General features: G+C 65.3%; 22 protein-coding genes. 5 read left to right on the plus strand and 17 right to left on the minus strand.

Features of this window, described 5'->3' with window-relative positions:
* Positions 1–7: 7 nt before the first annotated feature.
* The 7 genes from K2Y42_RS09940 to K2Y42_RS09970 form a co-directional block, all read right to left on the minus strand.
* Positions 8–1,120, minus strand: a complete 1,113-nt coding sequence (locus tag K2Y42_RS09940) for an efflux RND transporter periplasmic adaptor subunit (RefSeq protein ID WP_291151739.1) — start codon at positions 1,118–1,120, stop codon at positions 8–10.
* A 248-nt stretch (positions 1,121–1,368) separates the two neighbouring features.
* Positions 1,369–1,890, minus strand: coding sequence for a hypothetical protein (locus K2Y42_RS09945; protein WP_291151742.1), 522 nt, complete (start codon positions 1,888–1,890; stop codon positions 1,369–1,371).
* Positions 1,891–1,898: 8 nt separating this feature from the next.
* Positions 1,899–2,105, minus strand: coding sequence for a TOBE domain-containing protein (locus K2Y42_RS09950; protein ID WP_291151745.1), 207 nt, complete (start codon positions 2,103–2,105; stop codon positions 1,899–1,901).
* Between the two features lie 75 nt (positions 2,106–2,180).
* Positions 2,181–4,631, minus strand: a complete 2,451-nt coding sequence (locus tag K2Y42_RS09955) for a TonB-dependent receptor (protein WP_291151747.1) — start codon at positions 4,629–4,631, stop codon at positions 2,181–2,183.
* A 114-nt stretch (positions 4,632–4,745) separates the two neighbouring features.
* Positions 4,746–8,057 carry an error-prone DNA polymerase gene (locus tag K2Y42_RS09960; protein WP_291151750.1) on the minus strand — a complete coding sequence of 1,104 codons (3,312 nt, stop codon included), beginning with the start codon at positions 8,055–8,057 and terminating at the stop codon, positions 4,746–4,748.
* Positions 8,058–8,065: 8 nt separating this feature from the next.
* A complete protein-coding gene (locus tag K2Y42_RS09965; protein WP_291151753.1) occupies positions 8,066–9,637 on the minus strand; it encodes a DNA polymerase Y family protein in 1,572 nt (523 codons plus the stop codon).
* Entirely contained in the window at positions 9,531–10,379 is an 849-nt protein-coding gene (locus tag K2Y42_RS09970; RefSeq protein WP_291151757.1) for an ImuA protein, read from the minus strand. The genes K2Y42_RS09965 and K2Y42_RS09970 overlap by 107 nt, the downstream gene beginning before the upstream one ends.
* A 161-nt stretch (positions 10,380–10,540) precedes the next feature.
* Here K2Y42_RS09970 and K2Y42_RS09975 point away from each other — a divergent pair, with 161 nt between their 5' ends.
* Entirely contained in the window at positions 10,541–11,209 is a 669-nt protein-coding gene (locus tag K2Y42_RS09975; protein WP_291151760.1) for a hypothetical protein, read from the plus strand.
* Between the two features lie 70 nt (positions 11,210–11,279).
* Here the strand turns inward: K2Y42_RS09975 and K2Y42_RS09980 are convergent, their stop codons facing one another.
* Positions 11,280–11,678, minus strand: coding sequence for a hypothetical protein (locus K2Y42_RS09980; RefSeq protein ID WP_291151763.1), 399 nt, complete (start codon positions 11,676–11,678; stop codon positions 11,280–11,282).
* Between the two features lie 205 nt (positions 11,679–11,883).
* Here K2Y42_RS09980 and K2Y42_RS09985 point away from each other — a divergent pair, with 205 nt between their 5' ends.
* Both K2Y42_RS09985 and K2Y42_RS09990 read left to right on the plus strand, forming a co-directional pair.
* Positions 11,884–12,849 carry a PfkB family carbohydrate kinase gene (locus K2Y42_RS09985; protein WP_291151766.1) on the plus strand — a complete coding sequence of 322 codons (966 nt, stop codon included), beginning with the start codon at positions 11,884–11,886 and terminating at the stop codon, positions 12,847–12,849.
* Positions 12,850–12,999: 150 nt separating this feature from the next.
* Positions 13,000–13,269 carry a hypothetical protein gene (locus tag K2Y42_RS09990; protein ID WP_291151769.1) on the plus strand — a complete coding sequence of 90 codons (270 nt, stop codon included), beginning with the start codon at positions 13,000–13,002 and terminating at the stop codon, positions 13,267–13,269.
* A gap of 40 nt (positions 13,270–13,309) precedes the next feature.
* Here the strand turns inward: K2Y42_RS09990 and K2Y42_RS09995 are convergent, their stop codons facing one another.
* From K2Y42_RS09995 to K2Y42_RS10015, 5 genes are all read right to left on the minus strand, one after another.
* On the minus strand, positions 13,310–14,539 hold the full coding sequence (locus K2Y42_RS09995) for an MlaD family protein (RefSeq protein WP_291151772.1): 1,230 nt from the start codon (positions 14,537–14,539) through the stop codon (positions 13,310–13,312).
* Between the two features lie 7 nt (positions 14,540–14,546).
* Positions 14,547–15,377 (minus strand): ATP-binding cassette domain-containing protein, encoded by an 831-nt coding sequence (locus K2Y42_RS10000; RefSeq protein ID WP_291151775.1) that lies wholly within the window; start codon positions 15,375–15,377, stop codon positions 14,547–14,549.
* Positions 15,378–15,380: 3 nt separating this feature from the next.
* Entirely contained in the window at positions 15,381–16,517 is a 1,137-nt protein-coding gene (locus K2Y42_RS10005) for an ABC transporter permease (protein ID WP_291151778.1), read from the minus strand.
* A 29-nt stretch (positions 16,518–16,546) separates the two neighbouring features.
* Complete coding sequence (locus tag K2Y42_RS10010; protein ID WP_291151781.1) at positions 16,547–17,038, minus strand: hypothetical protein; 492 nt, start codon at positions 17,036–17,038, stop codon at positions 16,547–16,549.
* A 203-nt stretch (positions 17,039–17,241) separates the two neighbouring features.
* Positions 17,242–17,988: a transferase gene (locus tag K2Y42_RS10015; protein WP_291151784.1), complete on the minus strand. Its 747-nt coding sequence runs from the start codon at positions 17,986–17,988 to the stop codon at positions 17,242–17,244.
* 254 nt (positions 17,989–18,242) lie between these two features.
* Between K2Y42_RS10015 and K2Y42_RS10020 the strand changes: the two genes are divergently transcribed.
* Positions 18,243–20,543: an EAL domain-containing protein gene (locus tag K2Y42_RS10020; RefSeq protein WP_291151787.1), complete on the plus strand. Its 2,301-nt coding sequence runs from the start codon at positions 18,243–18,245 to the stop codon at positions 20,541–20,543.
* 58 nt (positions 20,544–20,601) lie between these two features.
* The gene (locus tag K2Y42_RS10025; RefSeq protein WP_291151790.1) at positions 20,602–21,369 is read left to right on the plus strand and encodes a hypothetical protein; all 768 of its coding nucleotides are present in this window, start codon (positions 20,602–20,604) and stop codon (positions 21,367–21,369) included.
* Positions 21,370–21,387: 18 nt separating this feature from the next.
* Here K2Y42_RS10025 and K2Y42_RS10030 read toward each other — a convergent pair whose 3' ends face one another.
* The 4 genes from K2Y42_RS10030 to K2Y42_RS10045 are packed head-to-tail and all read right to left on the minus strand — an operon-like array spanning position 21,388 to position 24,939.
* Positions 21,388–22,248, minus strand: coding sequence for a metal ABC transporter permease (locus K2Y42_RS10030; protein WP_291151793.1), 861 nt, complete (start codon positions 22,246–22,248; stop codon positions 21,388–21,390).
* Positions 22,248–23,099, minus strand: a complete 852-nt coding sequence (locus tag K2Y42_RS10035) for a metal ABC transporter permease (RefSeq protein WP_291151796.1) — start codon at positions 23,097–23,099, stop codon at positions 22,248–22,250. The genes K2Y42_RS10030 and K2Y42_RS10035 overlap by 1 nt, the downstream gene beginning before the upstream one ends.
* A complete protein-coding gene (locus K2Y42_RS10040) occupies positions 23,096–23,989 on the minus strand; it encodes a manganese/iron ABC transporter ATP-binding protein (RefSeq protein ID WP_291151800.1) in 894 nt (297 codons plus the stop codon). Before K2Y42_RS10040 ends, K2Y42_RS10035 begins: the two co-directional genes overlap by 4 nt.
* Positions 23,986–24,939 carry a metal ABC transporter substrate-binding protein gene (locus K2Y42_RS10045; protein WP_291151802.1) on the minus strand — a complete coding sequence of 318 codons (954 nt, stop codon included), beginning with the start codon at positions 24,937–24,939 and terminating at the stop codon, positions 23,986–23,988. Before K2Y42_RS10045 ends, K2Y42_RS10040 begins: the two co-directional genes overlap by 4 nt.
* Positions 24,940–25,096 lie beyond the last annotated feature (157 nt).

Raw genomic sequence — 25,096 nt, forward strand, 5'->3', positions numbered from 1 at the left:
GGCTCGCTCAGTTCACGCCGACTTCGGGCGTCGCGGCAGCCGGAGCCTCGGTGTGGACGAGCAAACCTTCGCGCAGCTTGAACGATCCGGACGAGGCGATCAGCTCTCCGGCCTCAAGGCCATGCAGGATGACGATGTCGCTACCCTGTACGGTCCCGGTGGTCACGGGGCGGGCGCGCGCGCGCAGCTTGCCGTCCTCCGTGACGAGGACGAACACGTTCTGCCCGTTCGGCGAGCGGCGGATGGCGGACAGCGGCACCATCACCGCTTGCTGCGGCTTCGACGTTTCGACGGTGACATCGACGAAGGTGCCCGGACGCAAAAGCTCGCCGAACCCTGGGGCGACTGCACGGAAGCCCACAGCGCTGTTCGAGCCGTCGGCCGAGTTGTCCTCGGCGAGGATGGTGGCCGTCATCGTGCCGTTCGGGACGGCCGGGCCCGACAGCGTGACGACGCTGCCGGCGCGGATGGCCGCGGCGCTATCCTGAGGCAGGGTGAAATCGACATACGCGTCCGGATCGACGCCCTGCAAGGTGACGATCAAGGTGCCGATGTCGAGGTATGCGCCGGGCTGCCAATCGGTGATGCCGACGCGCGCGCGGAAGGGCGATACGATGCGCTTCTTGTCGACAACGACTGCGAGGTTGTTGGCGCGGGCGGTGGCGGCGGCGAATTCCTCGCGCGAGCGGTCGAGTTCCTGCTGGTTGAAGGCGGCGCTGCTGCGCAGGCTTTCGCGGCGCTCGAGCGTGATCTTGGCGAGGCGCGCGTCGGCTTCGGCAGCGGCGAGGGCTGCTTGCTCCTGGCGCGCGTCGAACTGAATCAGAAGCGCGTCCTTCGCGACGATATCGCCGGAGCGAAAGCCGATCTCGGCCACGACGCCTGCGATCTCGTTCTTGATCGCGACGTGGCGCATCGAGACGACGGACCCGATGGCGCGCGTCGTGGCGGACCATGTGCCCGAGTGAGCGCGAACGGACTGGACGGCCTCGCTCGGTTCAGGCGAATTCATGGACGCGGCGATGGCGGACTGAATTTCCGAGTATTTGTAGTAGCCGAGCCCGCCTGTCGTGCCAGCAATGGCCAGGATCACGAGCATCCAGGCAAAGATATGCTTCAACATGAGAATTCTCAGCTTCTGCTCTATGTTCGGCGGCCGTCACACCTTTGCGATGGCTGGTTCGTCAGGCATTGCGGTCCGTCGCCCATAGGACGTTTCGCGATCGTCGCAGCCGACATGTGATCAAAATAAATGCAGCGCATTCTTTCAAGCAACGGACTGGCGTTGGTCAAGCGCATTGTGCGGCAAAGCCTGACTATGCGGCTCTACCGGGGGATAATCCCAATCAGGCGTTGCAACTTTGCCGGATTCTAGTCCGCGGCCGGACGGATCGTGAATTTCATGCTTGTGGCGGCAGAGCCATAGATCTGCACGGCGACTGGGCCGTCGGCAACTTCGAAGCGAACGCTTTTGCGGACGAATTGGCAATCGGACGAGCCGGTGTGGCCGGTCGCTTCGAGTGCTTTTCCGTTCTGGACCACGTCGATCCAGGCATGGGCGGAGAGGGTGACCTGATAGTGACCCTGAGGGATGTTCTCGAACGTGACGACGCCGGCGAACGTCTTGTCGTCGCCGGGCTTCGGCGTTTTCGTCGGCGTGGCGGGCAGCGTGACCTCGGCGGCCGGCTTCAAGCCGAGGGTGACCGCCTTGTCGTTCGGGGGTGCTGGCAGGGACGCGCCGGTTGCGACCGTTTCGCTGTCGGTCGCCTTCATCCAGGCGATTTCGGTTGCGAGCGGCCAAAGGAAACCTTCGCAGCCGACAGCCGGTGCCGCGGCGGAGGGGGCGGCTCCCGCGACGAGGGCGGCCCAGGCCAGCAAAAGAATGCGCAGCATTTTCGTTCCTATTCCACCGCCACCATGACGTCCGACGACTTTATGACGGCCGACGCCGCCATTCCCGGCTTCAGCGCCAGCTCATCGACGGCCTCGTTGGTGATCGAGGCGGTCACGATGGTTCCGCCGACATCGATGCGCACGTGGGCCGTGGTCGCACCCTTCTTCACATCGACGATCTTGCCGGCGAGGACATTGCGCGCGCTGATTTTCATGTGACGGCTCCAAGGGCTGACGTTGGCTTGCCACATATACAACGCCAGCCCAGGAGACGGTAGGGTTCTTCAGACCTAGAACTTCACGCGGGCAGTGGCGTAGAACTGGCGGCCTGGTTCCGGGAAGCCTTGGGCAAGCGAATAGTTCTGATCCAGCAGGTTGGTCACGCCGACGGCCGCCGAGAAATTCTCGGTGAAGGCGTAATCAGCCCGGAAGTTGAGCAGCGCGTAGCTGCCGATATTGACGTAAGAGGGGTATGTGTTCTGCGCCGTGGGGGCGGTTTTGCCGCAAGCGCCTGCGGAAGCATTGTTCGCATTTCCGTTTGAGACAAGCGTCGACGAGCAGTTCGTAACCAGCGCCACACGGTCGCTAGCCAGCTCGAGGCTCGGCGTCAGGGTGAGCTGATTGGTTGCTTTCCAGGCCACGTAGAAGAACGCTTTGTGCTTGGGCAGGCCTTCCATCCGATTCAGTCCGACAGCTTCTCTCTGCCACGCGGCTGCAATTTCTGTGGAAGCATCGGCGAAGTCGAGATCGCGCTCTGTGAAGGTGTAATTGCCGCCCACGCGTAGGGTCGGGCTTACATCGTAATCGGCCGACAGCTCCGCGCCGTAGTAGTAGCCATCGGGAGAAACACCGATAATTCCCGCGTTGTTGCCGTTGGTGCCATTTGCAGCAACGAACGCATTCTGGATGCTGTCTTCGATATCGGAATAGAAGACGGCCGACGATACGCGCAGTCCCGGAAACAGGGTGTCGCTCGCGCCGATCTCGTAGTTGGTCGCGCGTTCGGGGGGCAGGTTGGGATCGGGGATCTTGCTGTCGAAACGCGTGCTGTAGCGTTCGAACAGCGTTGGGAAGCGCATGCGGCTCGAAACGTCGGCGTGCACGCTACCGGTCTGACTGTAATTATAGATGGCGGCGGCCTGCCAGTTCCACGCGTCGATGCTAGGCCTGTCAGATGCTGCCTCGATGCCGTTGACCTTGTTCTCAAGCACCTCGTTGGTCTCGTAGCTCACGCCGGCAACGAAATCGAGGTTGCGGGTGGCGTGGAACGTGTTCTCGAGGGCGAACGACCAGCCCTCCTCCGCTTGGCGACTCAAGTTTCCATAGCCGGCAATGGTCTGGTTGCCGCTCGGATAGGCGTACCTGACGTTTTGATCTTCGTGCGCGTCCTTGCGGTAGTGGATCGCGCCTTTCAGTGTGTTCATCGGGATGAGGTCGGTGCCCATTTCGATGAAGCCGCCGTACGAGTCGTCTTCGTAGGGGCTCTCCACTCGTTGGTTCGTGTAGGTGGCGTCAGGGAAGAACGAAATCGTGTTGGCGAACGTGTTGTAGTAGGCGTTGGTCTTGATGTACGAGGCCGAGCCGAGCTGTGTCTTCGACAGGAACGATAGGCTCGACGTGTCCCACTCCGGCCATGTCCAGAAGCGGGGGTAGTTCCCGTTGCTGCCATTGGGGTAGCCAGCGTTGAAATAACCCTGCACGATCTGGCGGTCAGTGTGGAGAGGGGAATTCTTCTCGCCGGACTGGGTCGTGTAGTTGATGCTGTATTCGTCGGTGGCATTGGGAGTGATGCCGACCTTGGCATTGATGCGCCAGTCCTTGAAGTCGGAGCGATCGCGGTTGCCGCCTTGCTCATAGGGGAAGGTGGCGACGTGCCCGGGACCTGGCACCGAATACGATGAGGGCGAGAAGTCGCTCGACATGTCGAAGTGGTCTTGATCGACGATCGAGCCGCTGATCTGGGCGTAGTAGCCCTTCTGCCGCGTGCCGGTGTAGCCGTAGCTGCTCCATTGGCCCATCGAGCCGAGGTCGCCGTCGAACACCGAGCCGACCCGGGCTTCCATCTCAAGCTCCTTGGTCGGCTTGCGGGAGACCATATTGATCGCTCCGCCCATTCCTCCCGGCCCGTTGAGTACCGACACGTAGCCCTTCGCGATCTGCACTTCTGCGAGGTCCGCCGTCAGAAAGCGGTTCATATCGATGCGGTTGTCTGCCGGGAGATAGACGCGGACGCCGTCCATGTAGAGCGGGACCTGGAAGCGATTGAAGCCGCGCACGAAGATGTCGCCCTCGTTGCGCGCGCCGCTCGAGTTTACCGACGGGGCGCCGGTGCTCTGCCAAGTGACGCCCGGAAGAATATTGACGGCCTGGCCGAGCGAGCTTTTGTTGAACGTGTACATCGCCTCGTTGGTGATCGTGGAACCGCCGATCATGTCGAGCTGGCCGAGCGTGAAGACGCCGATGGCCGGGCCTTCGCCTTGGACGGCGGTGTTGCCGGAGCCTTCGGATCCATCGGATGCGGCCGCGGTGGAGGGGGTGGACGATGCGCCGGCGCCCTTCGAGCGGCGGCGGCTCGCGATGGGCTCGTTCGGCGACTGGACGACGATGGGCGGAAGCGGCGTTGCTTCGTCTGCGGTGACGTCGCCGCCTGCGGTGGCGGTGCTGGCATCTTGTGCGAGCGCGGATGAAGCGGCCACGGAAAGGCTTGCTGCCGCGACGGCAGCGCAAACATGCTTGAACATCTTAGTCCCCCAACTCTGGACCCGGCCCCCAGCCAGATCCACTCCCTTTCACGATATATTCATAAGAATATAACGGAGGACAAGTCTAGTTTTGAAATCGGTTGATTGACGTTCTCAATGAAAATCGCGGCTGCGTAGTGGGAATGAGGCCGCACCTGGTGCCGGGCCGGATTTGCCCTGCTGAAGGCTTTCCGCATCGCGCAGGAGCGCGAGGTCGTCCGAGAGATCGATGAAGCTTTCGGCCAAAATGTGCACCACGATGCCAGCGCGCTGCAAGCGTCCGCGTACGGCGAGAAATCGCGCGCTCATGACCGTGCGGCGATTGCGGGCAAAGATTTTCGGCCAGACGATGATGTTGGCGATGTCCGTTTCGTCCTCGAGCGTGGCGAAGACCACTTTCTTGCCGCCGGGCATCTGGCGCGTCAGCACGAGGCCGCAGACGACGATCTTTGCATCGTGCGGTGTCTTCTGCGGATCGCGGAGGTCGGCGTTGCGCGTCACGCCGAGGCGGCCCAGACGTTCACGGAAGAAGGCGACGGGGTGGTCCTTCAACGACAGGCCCGTCGTGACGTAATCCTCGGCGACGTGCTCGGGGAGCGGCATCGTCGGCAGGCTCACGGCGGGCTCGGGGAAGAGCTCGTCGCCCTGATGGGGATCGAAGAGCGGCAGCGTTTCGTTGACGTGCGCCTTTTTTCTTCTTGAGGATCCGGGCCGGCGGGCTTCGTCAAATCCGCCTGCCGGCTCATAGTGCGCGGCCGCGCCAATGGTGCGCAGCCTGCGCGCCGACCAGAGCGCCTGGCGCCGGTCGAACCCCATCGAGCGGAAGGCGTCGGCGGCCGCGAGCCGTTCGACGGCGGCGCGCGAGATGCCGGCTGCGCCCAGGCGTTCGATGTTGCCGTATCCGTTGCCGCGTGCGGCGACGAGCTGCTTCATCTCGTCTTCGACAAGGCCTTCGATCTGGCGCAAACCGAGGCGGACGGCGAAGCGATGCGGGCTCTTGGCGCTGGTGTGCTCCAGCGTGCAGTCCCAGGCGCTGAAGTTGACATCGGCCTCGCGCACCTCGACGCCGTGCTGGCGCGCATCGCGCACGAGCTGGGCGGGCTGGTAGAAGCCCATCGGCTGGCTGTTCAGGATGGCGGCGCAGAAGACGTCCGGATAGTGACACTTCATCCAGGCCGAGGCGTAGACAAGCAGCGCGAAGCTCGCGGCATGGCTTTCGGGGAAGCCGTACTCGCCGAAGCCTTCGATCTGGCCGAAGCAGCGCTCGGCGAATTTCGGATCGTAGCCTTTCCGGGTCATGCCGCCGAGAAACTTGTCGCGATAGAGATGGACGTTGCCGTTGTGGCGAAACGTGGCCATGGCGCGGCGCAGGCCATCCGCCTCGTCGGGTGTGAACTCCGCTGCGGTGATGGCGATCTGCATGGCCTGTTCCTGGAACAGAGGCACGCCCTTGGTTCGCTGCAAAATCTCCTTCAGCTCATCCTTGGAGTGAGGCGGGGCGGGAGAGGGATAGACCTCCGCTTCGATACCTTCGCGGCGGCGCAGGTAGGGATGCACCATGTCGCCCTGGATCGGGCCGGGGCGGACGATGGCGACCTCGATGACGAGATCGTAGAACTGGCGCGGCTTGAGGCGCGGCAGCATCGACATCTGCGCGCGGCTCTCGACCTGAAAGACGCCGACGGAATCGGCGAGCCCCAGCATGTCGTAGACTTTCTCCGCGTCGTCGGTGCCATCGGCAGGGATGGTGGCGAGCGCCAGGGGGCGATCGTAATGCGTGCGCAGGAAGTCGAGGCCGCGCCTGAGCATGCTCAACATGCCGAGCGCCAGAACGTCGACCTTCATCAGGCCGAGGGTGTCGATGTCGTCCTTGTCCCACTCGATGAAGGTGCGCTTGTCCATCGCGGCGTTGGCGATCGGGACGGTCTCGTCGAGGCGTCGCTTGGTCAGGATGAAGCCGCCGACGTGCTGGGAGAGATGGCGCGGGAAGCCGATCAGCTCGCGGGCAAGCAGGATGGATTGGCGGATCGCGGGATTTTCCGGATCGAAGCCGGCTTCGCGGATGTGCTTGTCGGGAAGGCCGTCGGCGTGGCTGCCCCAGACGGTTTTGGCGAGGGCGGCCGTCACGTCGGGCGTCAGTCCCATCGCCTTGCCGACCTCGCGAATGGCGCGGCGCGAGCGATAGTGAATGACGGTGGCGCAGATGGCGGCGTACTCACGGCCGTAGCGGTCGTAGATGTACTGGATCACCTCTTCGCGCCGGTCGTGCTCGAAGTCGACGTCGATGTCGGGCGGCTCTTTGCGCTGCTCGGAGATGAAGCGGGCGAACAGGAGATTGCTGGTCTCGGGGTTCACTTCCGTGACGCCGAGGCAGTAGCAGACGGCGCTGTTGGCGGCCGAGCCTCGTCCCTGGCACAGGATGTCCTTGCTGCGCGCGAAGCGCACGACGTCGTGCACGGTGAGGAAGTAGCGGGCGTAGTCGAGCCTGGCGATGAGGCGCAGCTCGTCGCGGATCTGATGTTCGACCTTTTCCGAAAGACCGCGCGGATAGCGCCAGCGGGCGCCGGTCCATGCCAGATCTTCGAGGTGCCCTTGGGGCGTTTTGCCCGGCGGCACCGGCTCGTCGGGATACTCGTTCTTGAGGTCGTCGAGCTTGAAGCGGCAGGCTTCGGCGATTTCGATCGTACGGCGGATCGCGTCGGGATAATCGGCGAACAGGCGCGCCATTTCGGATGGCGTCTTCAGATGGCGCTCGGCATTGGCGTCGAGGCGGAAGCCCGCGTCGTGGATCGTGCATGTCTCGCGGATGCAGGTGAGCACGTCGGCGAGAGGGCGGCGCCGGGGCTCGTGATAGTGCACGTCGTTGATGGCGACGAGGGGCGTGCCGGCGAGACTTGCCAGTGCCGCCAAGCGCCCGAAACGTTGCGGCTCGTCGCCGCGATGGCGGTGAGCGGCGGCGAGGAAGCTCGCGGCAGGTGCGGCGCGGGCCAGCGTTTCGAGATGCGTTTCAAACCCGGGCGTGAGCGTGTCCGGCGGGAGGGCGATGAAGATCTGGCCGTCCCTGGCGGCAAGGATGTCCTCGAGCGTCAGGTGGCATTCGGTGTTGGGGGCTTTGCGCTTTCCGAGCGTGAGCAAGCGGCAGAGGCGGGCATAGGCTTCGCGATCGGTGGGATAGGCGAGCAGCTCCAGTCCGTCGACGGTGACGAGGCGCACGCCGACGATCAGCCGGATCGCCTTGTGCTGCTTGCAGGCATCGAAGGCGCGGACAACGCCGGCAAAGGTGTTGCGGTCGGTGATGGCGATGGCGTCGAGCCCCAAAGCTTCCGCCGCCGCCACCATCTCGGCGGGATGGGAGGCTCCACGCAGAAACGAAAAATTGGTGGTGACGGCCAGCTCGGCGTAGCGCGGCGTGATGTGGCGGGGCATGGGCAGGCTCATGCGAAGAGGCCGTGCACGAACCAGCGCGGGGCGGCGGCTTCACGGCCAGGGATGCCTTCGCGATAGAGCCAGAGGCGGCGTCCGGCTTTGTCTTCGACGAGATAATAGTCGCGGGTGGGGGCTGGCGATTGCATGCTCCACCATTCGGCCGCGATGCGCTCGGGGCCTTGTGCGTGCGCGATCGTGTGATGGCGGCCGCGCCACGTGAGGCGCTGTGGCGGTCCATCGGGAAGAAGCGCGATGACATCCGCCGGCTCGGCATGCGGAAACATCAGAACCGGGCGTGTGCTGCGCGGGGGCGGCCAGTGCAGCGTCTGCGGCGCGGCGAGCGTGACCGTCTCGCTGCGCTCCGGGGTATGGCGCGCGCGCGCTTCGAGCCGGCGGACGCTGTGCTGGCCGAGACGCTGGCGCAGGGCGTCGAGAAGGCTTGCGAGGCGCGTCGTTGCCTCGAGCGCGCTGGCGCCGGCAGCGCTCATTTCCACCTGCGCCGCCTGCATCGGCTCGGCGAGTGCGACGGCGAGGGTCAGGGTTTCGAAGCCGTACCCGGCGTCGAGCTCCTGGGCGATGCGATTGAGCCGCAGCTTCAGCATGCGCGTGACGTGATCGGGGTTGCGCGTGGGGAGAGCCAGGGCGAGGTCGAGCGTTTCGACCAGGCCGTCGACGCGATAGAGCGACAGCCGCACCGCGCGTGCGCCTGCGCCATCGCGTTCGAGGGCGGGGACAAGATCGTGCATCAGCGTGCCGGCGACCTCGACGATGGCGTCCTCGGTGAAGATCGGCTCCATGAGCGAGCGGCGCGCGAGATAGACCGCGGGCGGCGCGAGCAGGGCGAGCGGCTCGGCGACACGGCCGAGCGCCTGATCGAGGCGTTTCAGGAGCGCTTTTTCAAAGCGGGCCGCGAAGGGCGCGCGGTGCTGCCCCATCAGCGCGCCGATACGCTTGAAGCCGAGCCGGCGCAGCGTGAGCGCGGTTTCCGCATCGAGCCGCAAGGCTTCGACGGGCAAAGGGGCAAGCGCTTCGGCTTCCGCTCCGGCCGCCAGGATTGGGGCGGGCGTGCGCGAGAAGCGCGCCATCGCCCATGCGGCGCCGGGTGTTTCCGCGCAAGCGAGCCGCGCGTCGAGGCCGAAGGCGGCGAGGCGGCGCGCGAGGTCGGCCAGCAGCTTCTCTTCGCCGCCGAGAAGATGGGCGGCCCCCGTGATGTCGAGAAACAGGCCGTCGGCGCCATTGGCGGCATCCAACGGGGCGACGGAGGGCGTGTAGCGCGTGCTCCAATGGGCGAGGCGCGCGAGCGCATTCGCGTCGGCTTCCGGATCGTGGGTGCGGACCTGCAGGAAGCCGATGCGCGCGCGTGCGTCCGCGATGCGCATGCTTGGTGCGAGGCCTTCCGCTCCGGCGGCGCGATTGACGGCCAGGATGCTGGCCGTGTCAGCGGCATCGGCCAGCACGAACGGCCGCTTCGGGTCAACCGGCTCGCCTTGCAGTTTGCTCTCGGACCGGTGGCGCGCTTCGTCCTTCAGGAAGCGCAGGATCGGCCAGCGCGGCAGCCAGACTGAAACGATGCGTGGCATGGTCGAACTCCAAAATCCATTCGCCCGGCCGGCCGTTGCGGCAGCGTTCGAGCGCGGCGCGCCATCGCCAACGCGTTGTGAGGCCGAAGCGGTCGCGGGCGGCTTCGGACGAGGCGATGCGCCATCGTGTGGTGGCGGTGGCGGCGTTCTCTGCAGCCGGCGGCCTCAGGAGCAGGAGCGGGAGGCGCGCCTCGCGGGCGGCGACCTGCAGGCGCTGGCTCGTCTTGAGGTTCAACTTGACGCCGAGCGTGGTTGCGACGGCTGCGGGCACGCCCGAGCGCAAGGCTTCCTCGGTTGCCCAGAGGGTGTCTTTCTCGTTGGCGGTCTCGACCAGGACGACGCGGCCGGGGTCGAGGCCGAGCGTGTTGAGGCCGTGGCCGGAGAGGCGTGCGTTGCGGGCGATTCCGCGCGCTTCGAGAATGAGCAGAAGGGGCGCGGCGCCCGGCGCACGGGCGAGAAGCGAAATCAGAAATCCGATCGCGGCGGGGAGATCGGCCTCGCTCTCGGGGGCGATCTCATGCATGGCCCCGAAGCAGAGAGCGCCGCGCGGAAGATGAGTGTCGAGCGCCGGGAGCCCGAACGACAGGCCCCGGGGGGCGTCGCCGTCCACACCTTCGATGTGCAGGCTTTCGATGCGCGACAGCATGCGGCGCAGCTCACGCACGGTTTCATCGCGCGTGTGGGAGGCCGTGGGGGCATGCGGGGGCGGGGCATGCGGGGGCGGGGCATGCGGGGGCGTCATCAGCGGCAAGCCTCCGATCAGGTGGTTGGGATGTGCCAACAATATAGAACAAAATGAGAACAAAGCAAGGATGCCGCGTAGTAAATTTGACCTAACCCTTTCTGCGTCGCATGGTGCCGCGCGGGTCGGTCTGACGTCGGATCTTTTTGGCGTATCGCATCATGGCAGTCCTCAGGCATCCGAAAACTCCGCATGCCGATTGGCTTTTCATCGCTTTTGCTGCGCTCGCTTTCGTCTCGGCCCTGATCTCGGGCAAGGCCATCGTGGCCAGACGCGACATCGCCGACCAGCGCGCGCTGCTGGCAACGCTTCCGGATGTGGGCACGGCCGTGCCCGGTCAGCTCGCGATCATCGACGGGCACATTTCGGCCTCGGTCGCTCCGCTGTACGGCGGGTTCGTCGCCTACCGGCGCGAGCGCCGCGGGCAGGGCTGGCGGAACCTCGACAGCGGCAAGCAGCCGCTCGACGTCACCACCGCGTCGGGGACGTATCGGATCGGCAATGACGACTACGACTTCGACCGACTGACAACGCGCTGGACCGATTCCAAGCGCGACGACGCGCCGCCCGGATACTTTCGCGGCGCGGTGCGCATTGCGGGGCTGGTTGCCAATGGTCCGGTGATGGCGATCGGGCGCCTCGAAGACAAGGACGGCCGGCGCGTGTTTCGTGCGGATCGTCTGGTTGGGTTATCGCGCGCAACGTATGACGAGCGTCTCGGGCAGGACTACGTCATGCAGACGCATGTCGCCGAACTCACAGGTGCGATTGCCGCCTTGGGGTTTGCGATCTGCGGATGGCAGATGCGGCGGCGGTGGCTCGGTACCTGAAAGCAAGACGCCTAAAAACAAAAAGGACCGGAGCGGGGGCCCCGGTCTCGATTGTCAGTGCGGCAACGGCTTACTGCTTGGCGCATTCGACCTTGGCGGTCGTGCCGGTGGCGGCGATGAACTTGGTGCAGCCGCCATCGATCGCGGCAACCGTGACCTTCTCGTCAGAAACTTCCGTGGTGCTTGCGGTCTCGGCGGTCTTCTCGGTGAAGGTTGCGGACGCGGTTGCTGCGGGCTTCTTGTCGGCTGCTTTTTCGGCGCGGGCGATCTGAGCTGCCTTCTTCTGCTTGGCGGCCGCGACGGCCTGAGCCTTTCGGGCGCGCGACTGCTGGGCGGCGTGGCGGCTCGGAGCCTTCGACTGGTAGGCGTGGAAACCGCCGTGTCCGCCGCCGCAGCCGGCCGATGCGGCCTGGATCTGGAAGATGGCAATCAGCAGCGTGGACAGAACGATGGCGACGATCTTGTACATGGTGGGCTCCTGCCGATTTTCTCGGTGTGGCGCCCGGTGCGGGTCGCCGATGACCGGAAAGTGCCACGGGGGCCTCTGTGTTTCTGTCCCGGCTGGAACATGAGCGGAGCTTTCGGTGCGCGTCGCTTCGCGCTGTGGGACCTTCCGGGCGTCTGGAGCGTTTCAGTGTGAGACCAGGCTCTGCTTTCAGGATCATGCCCGCCAAATGAAACCCGTCATCGTCGTTGGACATGCGGCGCTCGATCGCCTCTATCGCATCGAGGCCTTTCCCGTCAAGCCGACTAAGGTGCGCGCGCTGGATCATCGCGACGAGGGCGGAGGCTCGGCCTCGAACGCCGCGGCTGCCATCGCGAGAGCTGGCGGCATGCCTCGGCTTTGGAGCCGGATCGGCGATGACGAGACCGGTGAGCTCGTGCTGCGCGCGCTCGACCGCTGTGGCGTGGACACCGGGTTCGTCGTCGCGTGCGCGGGCGCGACTACGCCGACGGCGGCCATCGTGGTGGACGCCAAGGGCGAGCGGCTGGTGGTGAGCGAAGACGACCACGTCATGCCGATGGAGGCAGGGTGGCTGCCGCTCGGACAGATCGCGTCCTCAGGCGCGGTGCTCAGCGATCTCTCGTGGCTCGAAGGTACGCAGGCGGCATTCAGTGAGGCGCGGCGGCAGGGTGTACCGACGATTGCGGATATCGATCTCGGTGGCGGCATCCTGCTCGATCGCGTGATCGCGCTGACGGACTACGCGATCTTTTCGGCGCCTGCCTTCGAGGCATTCGTGGCAGGGCCGGATGACAAAGCGCGCTTTGCGGCTCTGCATGCGCGCGGCGTGCAGCACGCCGGCGTGACGCGCGGCGCGCGCGGATACGTCTGGAGCGGCCGCGATGGACGTGGCGAGCAGGCTGGCTTCGCCGTGCCGGTGGTCGACACGACCGGGGCGGGCGACGCGTTTCACGGCATCTTTGCGCTGGGGCTCGCCTCGGGTTTGAGCGATGCGGCGGCGGCGCGTGCCGCGTCCGCTGCGGCGGCGCTCAAATGCCGGCGTCTCGGCGCGCGGCTGGGGCTGCCGACGGCGATCGAGCTCGACGCGTTTCTGACGGAGCAGACGGGGGAAGGGCTGCCGGAGCCGCTTCTCGTCGAGGGCGGGCTGGCGTTAGCGGCCGACGCCGACGCCTGACGGCGCGGGCCTTTCGACACACCGGATCATCGACGCACCGGATCTTGGAGCGGTTCCCTAGGGTTAGGTCGATGGCGCTCGAAATTCGCTCGCGTCTTCCTATATATTGCGCGGTGCGCCCCAGGGCGTCATCTGAGGCTGGAGACACCGATGAAACCGAAACCCGAGGAGACGATCATCGTCATCGATCGTCATGGACAGCAAACCGCCGAACTGACCGGCTGGCGGCGCTGGCTTGCGACCGGGGCGGCCTACGTCGTTTTCGCGCTCGTCGTCATGGTGGGACTGGCCGCGCTGCTCGGCATGGCCATGACGTTTGCCATGGTGCTCATCGTCGCCATCCCGCTGGCCATCGTGCTGGCGGGTATCGCCTATGCAACCGGTCTCGTGAAAGTCGACGTGCGGCGCGACCGCTTCTAAGCCAACCGCTTCTAAGCGACGGGGGCGCTTCTAGCTGTCGCTAGGGCGCCGCGGGCGGCTCCGGCATCTCCGGCCCATCATCCTTCGGAAGATCGTCGTCCTTCGGATCTGCGCCGTCTGCCGGCTTGGCGCCCTTTGCGGGCGCCGCAGCGCGCGGCAGGTCCGCAACCCAGGGCACTATGGCAGCCGCCACCTTGCCGAAGCTCGCATCAAGCGCGGCAACGGCCGACGGCGAGTCTACGGCCGCAAGCGGCGTCTGTTCCGTAAACACGCGCGAGCCTTCGATCTTGCCGCCTGCGCTCACGAGCTTGACCGCGATCTCGACGGTTGCGCTGGGCGTGGGCGTCATCGTGAGCGCGAAGCTGCGGATCTCGGCCTGGAGCTGCTCGCTCGGCTCGAGATTGTCGAGCGGGCGCGTCACGCCGTCGAAGCAATCCGAGTTCTCGAAGCTTTCGATCAGCTTCGACTGCACGACGGAGGGGATGTTGTCGGTGAACTGCGCCTTGTCGAACGGATTGTTGTCGGGCGGGGTGCCGATCACGATCACCTTGTCGGAATTGAAGGCCATGGCCGCAGCGGGCTCGGGGACGACGAGCTGCGGATGCTTCGCGCCCTTGCAGGCCTGCTTGCCGGAGAGCGCCGTCAGAACATAGATGCCGGGCTTCGCCTTGGCGCCGCCGGCAAAGCGTTCGAGTCCGGCGAGGATGCCGTCGATGCGCTCGGAGTTGCGCGAGAGCACGCCCGCGAAGGTGCTGATGCCCTGGATGGCGTCATGCAGGGCCGCGCTGTTGTCGTCGATCACCTTGTCGAGCCGGGTGAGCGTTGCGCGCGCCGACTGCGTCAGGCTCTGCGTGCTGGCCGTACCGGCATTGAGCAGCGGCGGCTCGCCGGCAACAGCGGCGAAGCGGGCGGCAGTCGCCTCTCCGCCGCTCAATTCGATCACGGGCGCGCCGGTCAGACCCTGGAAGTCGACGTTGACCTCCGTGTCGTCGCGCACGGGCGTCGAAGGATCGACGGCGATGGTCACCATCACCTCCTTCGGTGCGTCCGCGTTGAGCGCGATGTCGACCACCTCGCCGACACGGATGCCGTTGAAGACGACACTCGATCCTTTGAGAAGACCCGAGACGGAGCTTTGGAAGCGGATGCGGAAGACTTGCCGGTCCGCGAGCCCTCCGGAATTCGCCAGCCAGTAGACGAAGGCGAACGCGGCCAGTGTGACCGCGAGGACAAAGGATCCGATCAGGGTATAGCGCGCCTTCGTTTCCATGGTCGGCTCAAGCCTCAGAGTTGGCAGGACGGGTGTGATAGGCGGACGCGCGGCGCCCGCGGAAGTACGATTGCACCCACGGGTTATCGCTGGCCAGCATGCTCTCGATGGAGCCTGTGTTGACCACGCGCCCGTCGGCCAGTGCGCCGACGCGATCGCAGATGGTGTGCAGGCTTTCGAGGTCGTGCGTGATCATGAAGACCGTGAGGCCCAGCGTCTGCTGGAGCGTGCGGATCAATGCGTCGAAATCGCCGGCCGCGATGGGGTCGAGGCCCGAGGTGGGCTCGTCCAGGAAGACGAGCTCCGGGTCAAGGGCGAGCGCGCGCGCCAGGGCGACGCGCTTCGTCATGCCGCCGGAGAGCTCGGAGGGCATCTTGTCGTGATCGGCGCGGCTGAGGCCGACCATGTCGAGCTTGACGGCGGCCATCTCGTCCATAAGGCGCTGGGGAAGATCGAGATACTCGACCATCGGGAACTGCACGTTCTGGAGCACGGTGAGCGAGGAGAACAGCGCGCCTTGCTGGAACAGCACGCCCCAGCGGCGCTCGATGGCGCGGCGCTCTTCTTCGGTCGCGGCATCCAGGCGCGTGCCGAGCACCTTCATGCTGCCGGACCGGCGCGGGATCAACCCGATGATGGTGCGCAGCAGGACCGACTTGCCGCTGCCCGATCCGCCGACGAAGCCGAACACCTCGCCGCGCTTCACATCGAAGGTCACGCGGTTGAGCACGGTGCGGTCGCCGAAGCCGACTACGAGGTCGCGCACCTCGATGACGTTGTCCGCGCTCGCGTTCACGTCTCTGCTTGCGGCCATGCTCTCGATTGCTTTTTCGACCATGGGCTACATGTCCACCGCGGCGAAGAAGATGGCGAAAAGGCCGTCCAGGACGATGACGAGGAAGATCGACTTCACGACCGAGGCGGTGGTCTCGGCGCCCAGCGATTCCGCGCTACCCTTCACCGCGAGACCGCGCACGCAGGAGACGATACCGATCACCAGCGCCATGAACGGCGCCTTGATCATGCCGACCTCGAAGTGGGTGACGGACAACGCCTCGCGCAGGCGCTGCAGGTAGATTTCAGGGCTCATGCCGCCGTACAGCCAGGCCACCACACCGCCGCCGTAGAGGGCGGCCATCGATCCCAGGAACGTCAAGATCGGCAGCGCGATGACGAGTGCGATGATGCGCGGCAGGATCAGCACGTCGATCGGGTCGCGGCCCATGGTGCGCAGCGCATCCACCTCTTCGCGCATTTTCATCGAGCCGAGCTCGGCGGTGTAGGCGCTGCCCGAGCGGCCCGCGATCATGATCGCGACGATGAGCACGCCGATCTCGCGCAACACGAGGATGCCGACCATGTCGACCACGTACGCGTCGGCGCCGAACTTTCGGAAATGGAAGAAGCCCTGCTGGGCGATGATGCAGCCGATCAGGAACGTAATGAGCACCATGATCGGCACGGCCCGCCAGCCAACGCGATCGAGGTGGTGGAGGGTGGACGTGCCGCGAAACGATTGAGGATTTGCGATAGCACGCCCGATGGCGAGGACGAGCGCGCCGAGCATCGAGGCGTAGGCGGCGAGCTCATGGCCGAACGCAACCGTGCCGCGGCCGAGGTTGGCGAGGTGGTCCGAAAGGGGCGTCGGAGACGAGGCCGCGGGGGGCGGGGCGTGCTCGGTGCTGCGGATTTCTTCGTAAAGGCTGCGGTAGCGGTCCGGGAGGCCTTGCAGGCGGGCCTTGCCGATCCCGGTTTCGCGCGCGCGCACGACGCGCTCGATCATCCAGGCGCCGTAGGTGTCGAGGTTCGTGATCCGGTCGAGGGCGACCACGACGGGCCGCTCGGCGGGGGCCTGACGCAGCGTCTGGTCGATCAGTCCGTCAAGGTCGTGGGCATGATCGATGGTCCAAGAGCCTTCGGCCGTCAGAACGGTCTGATCCGTTCCGAGCCGGGCTGCTAGAGAGGGCGGCGAACCCATCTGACCTTCACTTCCTTCATGTTCGAAGCCTACTTGCGCGACAAGGTGATCGTCACGCTCTTGAGGGCCGTGCCCTCGGTCGCGATTGCGACGTTTTGCTTCGTCTGATCATAGGTGATTGTCATCGATCCTGTCACGCCGCCGACGATGGCGAGGTGGAGCTTGGCGTCGGACAGAGTGCCCTTGGCGTCGCCGCCGGCGTTATAGGTGCGTTCCTCCCAGCTTCCGCTGAGCGATGTGCCGTTCGCGCTCAGCTTGCTGCGCATTTCGATTTTGTTGTTCGGGCTCGAGCAGCGCACCGCGATGCCAAGCTGCGTGCCGCTGCCGGTGTAATAGGCGTCGCACTTCAGGCGTTCGGTCGTGCCGTCCTGCAGCTTGTAGGTTCCGCCGCCCGCCCAGGAACCGAGCAAGGGTGAAAAGGTCGGCTCGGCCGCGCTCGGCGAGACGAGGCCGATGGTCATGATGGGTGCCACCAGGGCGGCGAAGCCGCGACGCCGGTTCAGAGGCCGTGCAGAGGTCATGTGTGTCCCTCGATTGTGCTCGCGTCCGGGAGCCCCGGGTCATCCGATACGCCGGCACACCAGACACTGATTATCGCCGCCGCGCAACTCGGCTGCGTGACAACAATGTGGGATCACTGTGGCATCTGGCCGGGTGCTGACGGTCGGGCGGGCGACCGCCTGTGGCTGGGGGCTGTGGCGGCGAAAGCAGCCCGGCGCGCCGATCAGCAGGAGTAGGCGACCCAGATGTTCGGCTCTTCGTAGCGGCCGACCTTGCGCTCGACGTCGATATCGACAGGAACCAGTGCGCCATCAAGGGCATAGGAGCCCGAACGCGTGTAGGTCTGGCGGCCCCAGGTCTCCCAGAAGGCGAGCGGCTCGTCGACGACCATGGAGCGCTTGCAGGGACCGATGAGCTTGCCGCCGGACGACAGGTGGCTGCGCACCCACGGGTCGAACACGCGGCCGCGGTCGTCCGTCCAGGTGATGTAGTCGTCGATCGAGACCCAGGGGTGCAACGCCTTCGCAGAGGGGCGCACCGGCGCTACCAGACCATGCAGGCCCTTGGCCTCCGCGAGATCCATCAGAGCGCGGATCATCATGCGGGCGTAGCCCTTGGAGCGATGGATGACCGGCACGGAAATGGCGAGGGCGCCCAGCATCTGGCGGCGGCCCTTCGGGCGTGCGGCTGTCTCTACAAGCCAGTCCCACCCTTCCGGGGGGAGGTCGTCGGAGCCGGTGCAGTCGATGGGAACACAGTTCGCGACGGCGACAGGATAGTTCGTGTCTTCGTCAACGAGGCAAAGTTGGTAGTCAGAGTATTCCGTCAGTAGATTCGCGTAGAGGTCGTAATGAGCGCGGGTGAAATTTAAGTATCCCAGCTCGCTCCACGCGGCTTGCTCTATCGAGAGCGAGGCTTTCCGGAGTTCTTCGCTGTCTGCACGCGTACGAATAACGAGATGTGCATCCATGGTCAGATTTGCTCAACGGCACTATAAACAAGAGAACTTGAAGTCGTTCCCCGACGATTGGTTTAATAAAGCGTTAATCTGTTGAATGCAACCGAAAAAGAGTTAACGCACGAAGCTGTGTTATCTCAAAACGAGCGTTAACCCTTTGTTCACTACGAACTGAGAGAAGGCAGCAAATGTGGCTCCGCCTAAGAATGACTTAGGTGTTCGGCGGTTTAGCTGGGACCCAGACATCAAGGTGTGGTCGAGTAGCTATGGCACTTGGAGAAACGACTGACCTCTACGAGGGCGATCTTCGTCGCCTGACACGGCTGACGCGGATCGCCGTCTCGTTTTTCGGTATGGTGTTGCTCGCCACGGTTGCATTCGCCGGCTGGTCCGCCAATCGCGCGGCGACCGAGACCGAGCGCTCGCTGCTCGAAAATGCCTTCAATCAAAGCATCGCGAATGTGCTCGACGGCCAGAAGAGCGTGGCGTGGTGGGACGAGTCCGTCACCAAGATCGGGCCCGATGCCATCGACCTCGACTTTACCGACAGCAACTTCGGCGTCTTCCTGACCGAAACGTACGGCCACGACGAGGTCTACATCCTCGACGCGCAAGATCGGCCTCTGTACGCGTATTCGGATGCGACGCGCCATGATCCGGCGGACTTCGAAAAGCGGCGCGCCGTTCTGGCTCCCGTCATTTCGGAAGCGCGCGGCGGGGCTTCGACGCTCAAGGCGCGTCCCGACCTGTTCCTGGAGGCCCAGAAGAACTATCGCGTGCTCGCGGGCGCCGTGGAAGCGGCCCGCTGGTCTGGACACATCTTCTCGGTCGGCGGGCGCTATGCGGTCGTTGCTGCCCTCACCATCGTGCCGAACGTCGAGCTGACCCTGCTCAAGGGCACGCCGAAGCTGCTCATCAGCGTCGTCTACATCGACGCCGACTTCATCTCGAAGCTGTCGCGCACGCTCCTTCTGCCGACCCTTTCGCTCACGCCGAACCAGGTGCTGGCCGGAAGCTACGTGTCCGATCCCTTCGTCGGCGACGACGGTGGGCTGGTCGGATACCTGTCGTGGGAGACGCGGCGTCCCGGCCAATTCCTGCTGGCCGTTCTGCTGCCGCTGCTGGCGTGCGGCGTGTTTGCGACCGGCATGTTCTGCAATGACATGTTCGCCCGTCTCAAGCTGGCATCGGAAGAACTCACGCAACGTGAGGCGCGCTCGCGCCACGAAGCCAAGCACGACGCGCTGTCGGGCCTGCCCAACCGCCAGAACATGATCGAGAAGGTCGAGGCCTGGCTGAGGACTTCTGACGGCGGCCGCTCAGGTGAGCACGCCGTTGCGGCCTACGTGGACATCGACCGGTTCAAGGACATCAACGATACGCTCGGCCACGAGGTCGGCGACAAGCTCATCAAGGCCGTGGGGCGGCGCCTCAAGGCGCGGCTGCGCACGAACGATTTCCTGGCGCGCTTCGGCGGCGACGAGTTCGCGGTCATGTGCATCTCCGCAAATGCGCAGGACGCCGCGGCGCGGCTTGCGGCGCGGATCACGAATGCGTTCGACGAGCCGTTCGCGATCGACGGACAGAACATCCGTGCCTCGGTTTCAGTCGGCCTCGCGATGGCGCCCGAACACGGCCAGACGGCCGATCAGCTCATGCGCCACGCCGACATTGCGCTCTATGAAGCGAAACGGCTCGGTCGTGACCGCGCCGTTTCCTTCTCCGCCGAGATGGCGCGGGAAGTCGAGACGCGGCGTGCGATCGAAGTCGATTTGCGCGCGGCGATCGAGCGCGGCGAGCTGCGGCTGCACTATCAGCCCATCGTGTCGTGCCGGACCGGAGCCATTGTTGGTGCGGAGGCGCTGCTGCGCTGGCGCCACCCGATGCGCGGCGACATCTCGCCTGCGACCTTCATTCCGATCGCCGAAGTGTCGGGCATGATGCCGGCGCTCGGAAACTGGATCATCGAGCGCGCCATCAAGGACGCCAAGCTCTGGCCGGATCTCGAGATCGCGGTCAATCTTTCGCCGATGCAGTTCGGGGAAGCTGATTTCGCGGGCCGCCTGCAGCGCCTCACGTCCGAGCATGACGTCGCGCCGGAGCGCATCGTGCTCGAGATCACGGAAGGCGTGCTGCTCGAAGCGACCGATCACACGAAGGAAGTGCTGCAGTCGATCCAGGCAATGGGCTTCAAGACGGCGCTCGACGACTTCGGCACCGGCTATTCGAGCTTGTCCTACCTCTGCAATTTCAAGTTCGACAAGATCAAGATCGACCGCTCGTTCGTCAGCAACGTTTCGAACGCGCTTGCTTCGCGCACGATCGTGCAGTCGGTGGTCTCGCTCGGGCGGGGTCTCGGCATGAGCATCGTCGCGGAAGGCGTCGAGACGGACTACGACGCGCTGATGATGAACCATCTCGGCTGCACAGAAATGCAGGGCTTCCACTTCTCGAAGCCGCTCGAGGCGGCGCAGCTCACGAGCCTGCTCGAACGGTTCGTGCCCCGCGTTTCGCCCGTGACCGAGGTTCCGCAGTTGGAAACGCCTCCGCACGCCGCATCGGCTTGATTTTGGCGCCACGTTGGGATTTGTGTCTGTCCGAGGCGCAAATTACGTGGGAGCAGTCATGGGCGGGAACGGCGAGGCGAGCGGGCCGCAAGGCAACGCTGATTTCCAGTGGGCGAAGTTCGACTCGGAAGCCTATTTCCAGCATTACTACGGCGAACCGCATCCCGATGACGATCTCGTCATCCGCGTCGCCGTGGAAACGCTCAAGGGCGCGGCGCCCGTGGCCGGCGATCTCGATGTCGTCGATGTCGGCACCGGCCCCAACCTGATCCCGTTCTTCTGCGCGTTGCCGCGGGCGCGGCGTCTGACGGCATGGGAATATGCCGAGACCAATGTCGCATGGCTCAAGGCGGAGCTTGCGCGCGACGATCTCCGCCCGCAATGGGAGCATTTCTGGGGCGTGACACGCGAGGCCTACGGGCCGGACTATGCTTTGCCTGAGAATCCGATCCCGTCGCTCAGATCCAAATGCGAGGTGACGCAAGGCTCGATCTTCGATCTCCCGGCGCGGACGTGGGACGCGGCGACGATGTTCTTCTGCGCCGAGTCGATCACGGGCGTGATGGACGAGTTCGAGGCGGCCTGCGCGGCGTTCGCGCGATCGGTGCGCACGGGCGGCACGCTGGCGGCAGCGTTTCTGGTGCGCTCCGAGGGCTATGTCGTGGCGGACCGGCCTTTTCCCGTGTTGAAGCTCTCGCCGGAGACGATCCAGGACGTGTTCAAGCACCACGCGGGGCATGTGAAGGCGCAGATGATCGGCATTGTCGACCGCGAGATCCGCAGCGGATATTCCGGCTTCATTTTCCTGACGGGCACGGCGCGCTGAGGCTGAGCCGTCGCGGCGTCAGGCGTTTCCGGTCTCGTTTCCGGAGCGCGTGCGCAGGACGCCTGAACCTGGCGCGAACAGGAAGGCCAGCACAAAGGCCGCCGACTGGATCAGCACGATGCAGGGTCCGGTCGCGCCGTCGATGTGGAAGCTGATCAGGGTGCCGAGCACGCAGGATCCGATGGAGACGGCGGCGGAGAGCGCCAGCATGTTTTCGAAGCGGCGCGTGAGCAGGAACGCGGTGGCGCCCGGCGTCACGAGCATGGCCACGACGAGAATGACGCCGACGGCCTTGATCGACGCGACGATGGTCAGCGAGAGCAGCGCGAGCAGCCCGTAGTGCAGGAGGCCGACGGGCAGGCCGATGGCGCGGGCGTGCTGCGGATCGAAGCAGTAGAGCACCAGGTCGCGGCGCTTGGCGAGCACGATCATCAGCACGGAGCCCGAGATGAGCGCGATCTCCGCTACGTCGCGCCACGTCACGCCCAGCATGTTTCCGAACAGGATGTGGACGAGGTGCTGGTCGGTTTCGACTTTTGTCATCAGCACGAGGCCGAGGCCGAACATGCCGGAGAAGACGATGCCCATCACGGTGTCTTCTTTGACGCGGCTGTTCGTTTTCAAATAGCCGGTCAGGACCGCGCACGAGAGGCCGGCGGCAAAGGCGCCGACAGCCAGCGGCAGGCCGGTGACGTAGGCGAGCACGATGCCGGGCAATACGGCGTGCGAGATCGCGTCGCCCATCAGCGACCAGCCCCTGAGCACGAGATAGCAAGAGAGCACGGAGCAGACCGCGCCGATCAACACGGCGGCCAGCAGCGCGCGCTGCATGAACTCGAAGGCGAGCGGGGCCGTGAGGAAGGAGAGCGGATCGCCCATCAGGCCGCGCTTTCGAGCTTGGCGCTGCGCCGGCTGGCCAGCAGGCCGTGCTTCGGCGCGAAGACGAACGCGGCCAGGAACAGCAGCGTTTGCAGCGTGACGATGATGCCGCCGGTCGCTCCGTCGAGGAAGAAGCTCAGATAGGCGCCGACAATGCTCGTCGTCGCGCCGATGGCGACGCTGAGCACGAGAAGGCGGCCGAAGCGGTCCGTCAGGAGATACGCGGTGGCGCCCGGCGTCACGACCATCGCGATCACCAGGCAGGCGCCGACCGTCTGGAGGGCGGCGACCGTGCAGGCGCTCAGCAGCGTGAAGAACAGGAGCTTGAGGGCTGTCGGGTTGAGGCCGACCGTGCGGGCGTGCGATTCATCGAAGAACACGACCATCAGGTCTTTCCACTTGAGGCCGAGGATGGCGAGCGAGATCGCGGCAATGATGACGACCTGAAGGGCGTCTCCGTCCGAGATGCCGAGAATGTTGCCGAGCACGATCGACTGGATATTCACGGCGGTCGGATAGATGGAGACCATCAGCAGGCCGGCCGCGAAAAAGGTCGTGAAGACGATGCCGATGACGGCGTCCTCGCGCAGCTTCGAGGTCTGGCGCACGAACCACATGCCGAGGGCGGCGAGAAAGCCCGCGAAGAACGCTCCGGCGGCGAACGGAATGTGGAGCAGGTAGGCGCCGGCCACGCCCGGCACGATGGCGTGGGCGAGGGCGTCGCCCATCAGCGACCAGCCCTTCAGCATCAGGTAGGCAGAAAGAAACGCGCAGGTGGCGCCGACGAGACCGCTGACCCACATGGCCTTGACCATGTAGTCGTATCCGAACGGGACCAGCAGCTCGCTCATGTGCCGGCCTCGTCCTTTTGCGGCTTCACTGCGGGCGCCGTCTCCTTTTGGGGAGAGGCGCGCGTATCGCCATAGAAGACGAGCGGGCGTTCGTCGTCGGTGAGCACGGTGACGGCGCGGCTGTCGTCGTCGTCGTGCAGGGCTGGGCCTTCGAGCTTGAAGTGGCGCAGGACGCCGCCGAAGGCTTTTTCGAGGTTGCGCTGTGTGAATGCTTCGCGCGTCGGCCCGGCGGCCAGAAGCGTGCGATTGATGAGCACGACCTGATCGCAGAACTCGGGCACGCTGCCGAGATTGTGGGTCGAGACGAGCATAAGGTGGCCGCGCTCACGGAGCGCGCGCAGGAGATCGACGATGGCGGCCTCGGTCTTGACGTCGACGCCGGTGAACGGCTCGTCGAGCAGAATGATCTGGCTTTCCTGGGCCAGCGCGCGGGCGAGAAACACGCGCTTTTTCTGGCCGCCCGACAACTCGCCGATCTGGCGCTTGCGGTAGGCGGTCATGCCGACGCGTTCGAGCGCGGCGTCGACCTTGCGACGGTCTTCCTGTGAGGCGATGCGCAAGAGCCCCATGTGGCCGTATCGGCCCATCATCACCACGTCCTCGACGAGGATCGGGAAGTTCCAGTCGACTTCCTCGCTCTGGGGGACGTAGGCGACGCAGTTGCTCTTCAGGGCCTCGCGCACGGAGAGGCCCGAGATGCGGACCTCGCCGCGCGTGGGGCGGACGAAGCCCATGATGGTCTTGAAGAGGGTGGACTTGCCGCTGCCGTTGACGCCGACGAGGCCGCAGATCGTGCCGGAGGCGAGCTCAAACGACACGTCCCTGAGAGCCACGTGGCCGTTGGGGTAGGCCACGGTGAGATCGCGAGCGCTGATCGACGGAAGGCTCAAGAGGTGAAACCTTCGGCAATCGTTTCGACGGTGACTTTCAAAAGGTCGATGTACGTCGGCACGGGTCCCGTCTCGGTGCTCAGGCTATCCACGTAGAGCACGCCACCGTAGCGCGCTCCGGCTTCGCTGGCGACCTGTTTGGCGGGCTTGTCGGAGATGGTGCTCTCGGAGAAGACGACGGGGATTTTGTTCTCGCGCACCAGGTCGATGACCTTGCGCACCTGCTGGGGCGTGCCTTGCTCGTCGGCGTTGATCGGCCACAGGTAGGCTTCGCGCATGCCATAGTCGCGCGCCAGATAGCTGAAGGCGCCTTCGCTCGTGACAAGCCAGCGCTGGGCGTCGGGGATGGCCGCGATTCGAGCGCGCAGGGGCGCGTCCAGCGCCTTGATCTTTTCGGCGTAGGCGGCGGCGTTGTCGGCGTAGGTCTTGGCGTTGGCGGGATCGTGCTCGGCCAGGGCGCGGCGGATGTTCTCGACGTAGACGAGGGCGTTGCTGGGGGACATCCAGGCATGCGGATTGGGCTTGCCGGTGTAAGGCCCTTCGCGAATGCCGACCGGCTCGATGCCGGCGCTCACGACCGCGCTCGGGACGTCCTTGACGTTCTCGAAGAACTTTTCGAACCAGCGCTCGAGGTTCATGCCGTTCCAGAGCACGAGGTCGGCGTGCTGCGCCTTGACGATATCGCCGGGGGTCGGCTGGTAGTCGTGGATCTCGGCGCCGGGCTTGGTGATGGACTCGACGACGGCGGCGCTGCCGGCGACGTTCTGGGCGATGTCCTGGATGACGGTGAAGGTGGTGACGACGCGGAACGTCTTGGGGGCTTCGGGGCCTTGGGGGGCTGCCGCCTCGTGCTCGGCTCCGCCCCGGTAGGCCACGATTGCGAGTACGACGGCGGCAACGAGCGCGGCGATCGTCACGTACCGGCGCGTCGCGCCATCACCCATCGACATCTGTGGAGTGTCCTTCCGGAGGTTGTCCTTAACTGCATATAGGAATGATTTGCAACAATCAAGAGGGCGGGGTTGGGCAGTGGGCAGTGGGCAGTGGGCAGTGGGCAGTGGGCAGTGGGCAGTGGGCAGTGGGCAGTGGGCAGTGGGCAGTGGGCAG

Source organism: Hyphomicrobium sp., from assembly GCF_019744875.1.
Lineage (GTDB): Bacteria > Pseudomonadota > Alphaproteobacteria > Rhizobiales > Hyphomicrobiaceae > Hyphomicrobium_C.

What these genes read in the sequence shown, in the direction of transcription:
- K2Y42_RS10020 (WP_291151787.1), top strand. Translation starts at nt 18,243, where the DNA reads ATGGCACTTGGAGAAACGACTGACCTCTACGAGGGCGATCTTCGTCGC.
- K2Y42_RS10045 (WP_291151802.1), bottom strand. Translation starts at nt 24,939, where the DNA reads ATGTCGATGGGTGATGGCGCGACGCGCCGGTACGTGACGATCGCCGCG.
- K2Y42_RS10030 (WP_291151793.1), bottom strand. Translation starts at nt 22,248, where the DNA reads ATGGGCGATCCGCTCTCCTTCCTCACGGCCCCGCTCGCCTTCGAGTTC.
- K2Y42_RS09960 (WP_291151750.1), bottom strand. Translation starts at nt 8,057, where the DNA reads ATGCCCCGCCACATCACGCCGCGCTACGCCGAGCTGGCCGTCACCACC.
- K2Y42_RS09980 (WP_291151763.1), bottom strand. Translation starts at nt 11,678, where the DNA reads ATGTACAAGATCGTCGCCATCGTTCTGTCCACGCTGCTGATTGCCATC.
- K2Y42_RS10025 (WP_291151790.1), top strand. Translation starts at nt 20,602, where the DNA reads ATGGGCGGGAACGGCGAGGCGAGCGGGCCGCAAGGCAACGCTGATTTC.
- K2Y42_RS09985 (WP_291151766.1), top strand. Translation starts at nt 11,884, where the DNA reads ATGAAACCCGTCATCGTCGTTGGACATGCGGCGCTCGATCGCCTCTAT.
- K2Y42_RS10010 (WP_291151781.1), bottom strand. Translation starts at nt 17,038, where the DNA reads ATGACCTCTGCACGGCCTCTGAACCGGCGTCGCGGCTTCGCCGCCCTG.
- K2Y42_RS09955 (WP_291151747.1), bottom strand. Translation starts at nt 4,631, where the DNA reads ATGTTCAAGCATGTTTGCGCTGCCGTCGCGGCAGCAAGCCTTTCCGTG.
- K2Y42_RS09990 (WP_291151769.1), top strand. Translation starts at nt 13,000, where the DNA reads ATGAAACCGAAACCCGAGGAGACGATCATCGTCATCGATCGTCATGGA.
- K2Y42_RS09945 (WP_291151742.1), bottom strand. Translation starts at nt 1,890, where the DNA reads ATGCTGCGCATTCTTTTGCTGGCCTGGGCCGCCCTCGTCGCGGGAGCC.
- K2Y42_RS09940 (WP_291151739.1), bottom strand. Translation starts at nt 1,120, where the DNA reads ATGTTGAAGCATATCTTTGCCTGGATGCTCGTGATCCTGGCCATTGCT.
- K2Y42_RS09995 (WP_291151772.1), bottom strand. Translation starts at nt 14,539, where the DNA reads ATGGAAACGAAGGCGCGCTATACCCTGATCGGATCCTTTGTCCTCGCG.
- K2Y42_RS09975 (WP_291151760.1), top strand. Translation starts at nt 10,541, where the DNA reads ATGGCAGTCCTCAGGCATCCGAAAACTCCGCATGCCGATTGGCTTTTC.
- K2Y42_RS09950 (WP_291151745.1), bottom strand. Translation starts at nt 2,105, where the DNA reads ATGAAAATCAGCGCGCGCAATGTCCTCGCCGGCAAGATCGTCGATGTG.
- K2Y42_RS10000 (WP_291151775.1), bottom strand. Translation starts at nt 15,377, where the DNA reads ATGGTCGAAAAAGCAATCGAGAGCATGGCCGCAAGCAGAGACGTGAAC.
- K2Y42_RS09970 (WP_291151757.1), bottom strand. Translation starts at nt 10,379, where the DNA reads ATGACGCCCCCGCATGCCCCGCCCCCGCATGCCCCGCCCCCGCATGCC.
- K2Y42_RS09965 (WP_291151753.1), bottom strand. Translation starts at nt 9,637, where the DNA reads ATGCCACGCATCGTTTCAGTCTGGCTGCCGCGCTGGCCGATCCTGCGC.
- K2Y42_RS10035 (WP_291151796.1), bottom strand. Translation starts at nt 23,099, where the DNA reads ATGAGCGAGCTGCTGGTCCCGTTCGGATACGACTACATGGTCAAGGCC.
- K2Y42_RS10015 (WP_291151784.1), bottom strand. Translation starts at nt 17,988, where the DNA reads ATGGATGCACATCTCGTTATTCGTACGCGTGCAGACAGCGAAGAACTC.
- K2Y42_RS10005 (WP_291151778.1), bottom strand. Translation starts at nt 16,517, where the DNA reads ATGGGTTCGCCGCCCTCTCTAGCAGCCCGGCTCGGAACGGATCAGACC.